General features: G+C 72.0%; 1 protein-coding gene. It reads left to right on the forward strand.

Annotated features, from left to right (window positions below; genetic code table 11):
* Positions 1-60: 60 nt before the first annotated feature.
* Positions 61-3,137 (forward strand): polyketide synthase dehydratase domain-containing protein (locus ACZ6RT_RS37500; protein ID WP_470158876.1); only part of this gene is annotated, 3,077 nt, incomplete at its 3' end.

Here is a 3,137-nt window from a genome sequence, read left to right on the forward strand (position 1 = left end):
GTCGCAGGGGTGATGTCGCTGCAGGACGCATGCGCGCTGGTGGCCGCCCGAGGCCGGTTGATGCAGGAACTCCCTGCCGGTGGGGCGATGATCGCCCTTCAGGCCACCGAGCAGGAGGTGTCGGAGCTTCTCACCGACGGTGTCTCGATCGCCGCCGTCAACGGCCCCCAGGCCGTGGTCGTCTCCGGTGACGAGGAACCCGTCACCGCCCTGGCGCACACGCTCACCTCCCAGGGACGCAAAAGCCGCCGCCTGCGCGTCAGTCACGCCTTCCACTCGGCCCGCATGGAGCCGATGCTGCGAGAGTTCCACCGCATCGCCGAAGGGCTGACCTTCCAGGCCCCCTCGATCCCGGTCATCTCCAACCTCACCGGCGAGCCGGTGACGGAGTTCTCGGCCGATTACTGGGTCGACCAGGTACGGGGCACGGTGCGCTTCGCCGACGCTTTGACGCATGCGGCCTCCCACGGCATCGGCAGGTTCGTCGAGCTGGGCCCCGACGGGGTGCTGTCGGCCATGGGCCAGGACACCCTGACCGACGCCTCCTTTCTCCCGACGATCCGTAACGGCAGAGCCGAACCCGAGACCGTGCTCACCGCCGTCGCCGGTGCGTTCGTGGCCGGGACGCAGGTCGACTGGGCGGCCTACTTCCAGACCGCAGGCGGTGATGGGGCACGTCCGGTGGACGTGCCGACGTACGCCTTCGATCGGCAGCGGTACTGGCTGGAACCGACAGGTCAGACGGACCTGTCGGGTGCGGGGTTGTCGTCGGCGGGGCATCCGCTGCTGGGTGCGGTGGTGTCCCTGGCCGAGGGGGACGGCCTGGTGCTCACCGGTCGCCTGTCGACCCGGGCCCAGCCCTGGCTCACCGACCACACCGTCGCCGGTACGACACTGCTCCCCGGTACCGCCTTCGTCGAGCTCGCCGTACGCGCCGGTGACCACGTCGGTTGTGATCGCATCGAGGAACTCACCCTGCACGCCCCGCTCGCGCTCACCTCTTCCACCGGGGTGCAGGTGCAGATCCTCGTCGGTGCCTCGGACGAGGAGGGGCGCCGTCCGGTGAGCGTGCACAGCTCTCCCACCGGAGAGGACGACTGGACGCGCCACGCCGGCGGGGTGCTCGCGACGACCGGGCCCGCCGTACCGGGGAACGATCTCGTCGTGTGGCCGCCGGAGGGTGCGCGGCCGGTGGACCTGACGGGCTGCTACGAAGCCCTGGCCGAGAAGGGGCTCGACTACGGTCCGGCCTTCCGGGGGTTGCGAGCGGCCTGGCGGAACGGGGACGACGTCTACGCCGAGGTGGCCCTGGCGGAGGGCAGCGAGACCGACGCCGGTCGCTACGGGCTGCATCCCGCGCTCCTCGACGCCGCACTGCACGCCCTTGCGGCGGCGCACGACGGTACCGACACCCAGGTGGCCCTGCCGTTCTCCTGGGAGGGGGTGCGTCTGTACGCCTCCGGGGCCTCCGCGCTGCGCGTACGCCTGTCGCCCGCCGGAGAGAACACGGTGTCGCTCGACGTGGCCGACGGGACGGGAGCCCCGGTCGCCTCGGTGGACGCGCTGGTCATGCGTCCCGTCGACACCACCGCGTTCTCGGCGTCCGGACCCGCCGCGGCCGGACACGATTCCCTCTACCGGCTCGACTGGCGGCGGATCCCCGCGGGCGACGACGCCACCTGGGACGGGGAGCCGGTCGTGATCGGGACCGAGCCCGGTGACGACCCCCTCGCGGCGACCCGCGTCCTGCTCGGGCAGGCCCTCGACGCCGTCAAGGAATGGCTGGAGGACGGCGGCCCCGATCGGCTCGTCATCGTCACGAGGCGAGCCGTCACGGCCGGTGACGCCGTCACGGCCGCCGATCCCGCTGCCGCCGCCGTCTGGGGACTCATCCGCAGCGCCCAGGCGGAGCATCCGGACCAGATCGTGCTGGTCGACACCGACGTCGACATCAACGTCGACGTCGACGGTCGCGCGGCGCTGGCACGGGCCGTGGCGACCGGTGAGCCGCAGCTCGCCATCCGCGCGGGCGAGATCTACGTGCCCCGCCTCGCCACCGTGGCCCAGAATCCGGGACTTCTTCCCCCGGCCGGTGAAGAGACCTGGCGGCTGACCGTCTCTCCCCGAAGGACCATCGACGACCTGACGCTCACCGCGTACGAGGACGAGGCGCTCGCGGAGGGACAGGTCCGCATCCGGGTACGTGCCGCCGGGCTCAACTTCCGCGACGTGCTGCTCGCGCTGGGGATGTACCCGGACGACGTGCTGCTGGGCGGTGAAGGCGCGGGGGTCGTCACCGAGGTCGGCCCCGGCGTGACCGGATTGGCACCGGGGGACCGCGTCTTCGGTCTGTTCGGCGGAGCCTTCGGCCCGAGCGCGGTCGCCGACCACCGGGTGGTGGCCCGGATCCCGGAGGGCTGGTCGTTCGAGCAGGCGGCGTCGGTTCCGATCGCCTACCTGACCGCCTACTACGGGCTGGTGGAGCTCGCGGGTCTCCGGCGGGACGAGACCGTCCTCGTGCACGCCGCCACCGGTGGGGTGGGTACCGCCGCCGTGCAGCTCGCCCGGCATCTGGGTGCGGAGGTCTTCGCGACCGCGAGTCCCGCCAAGCAGGCCACCCTGCGCGAGCTGGGACTGGACGACGCGCACATCGCCTCGTCGCGCACGCTCGAGTTCGAGCCGCGGTTCCTGCGGTCCACGGGCGGCAGGGGCGTCGACGTCGTGCTGAACTCCCTCGCCGGGGAGTTCGTGGACGCCTCCCTGCGGCTGCTCTCGCCCGGCGGCCGTTTCATGGAGATGGGCAAGACCGACCTGCGCGACCCCGACGGCGTCGCGGCCGGTTACCGGCCGTTCGACCTGATGCGCGCCGAACCGGAACTGGTCGGGCGGATGCTCGCCTCCGTGCTCGCCCTCTTCGAGGCCGGGGCGCTACGGCTCCCGCCGATCACCACCTGGGACGTACGGCAGGCGCAGGAGGCGTTCCGCTTCGTCAGCCAGGCACGGCACGTCGGCAAGGTCGTGCTGACCCTGCCACGGCCGATCGACCCGGATGGTGCGGTGTTGATCACTGGTGGTACGGGGGTGTTGGGGGGTTTGGTGGCGCGTCATGTGGTGGGGGTGTGGGGGGTTGGTCGGGT

The sequence above is a fragment of the Streptosporangium sp. NPDC050148 genome, assembly GCF_055586505.1.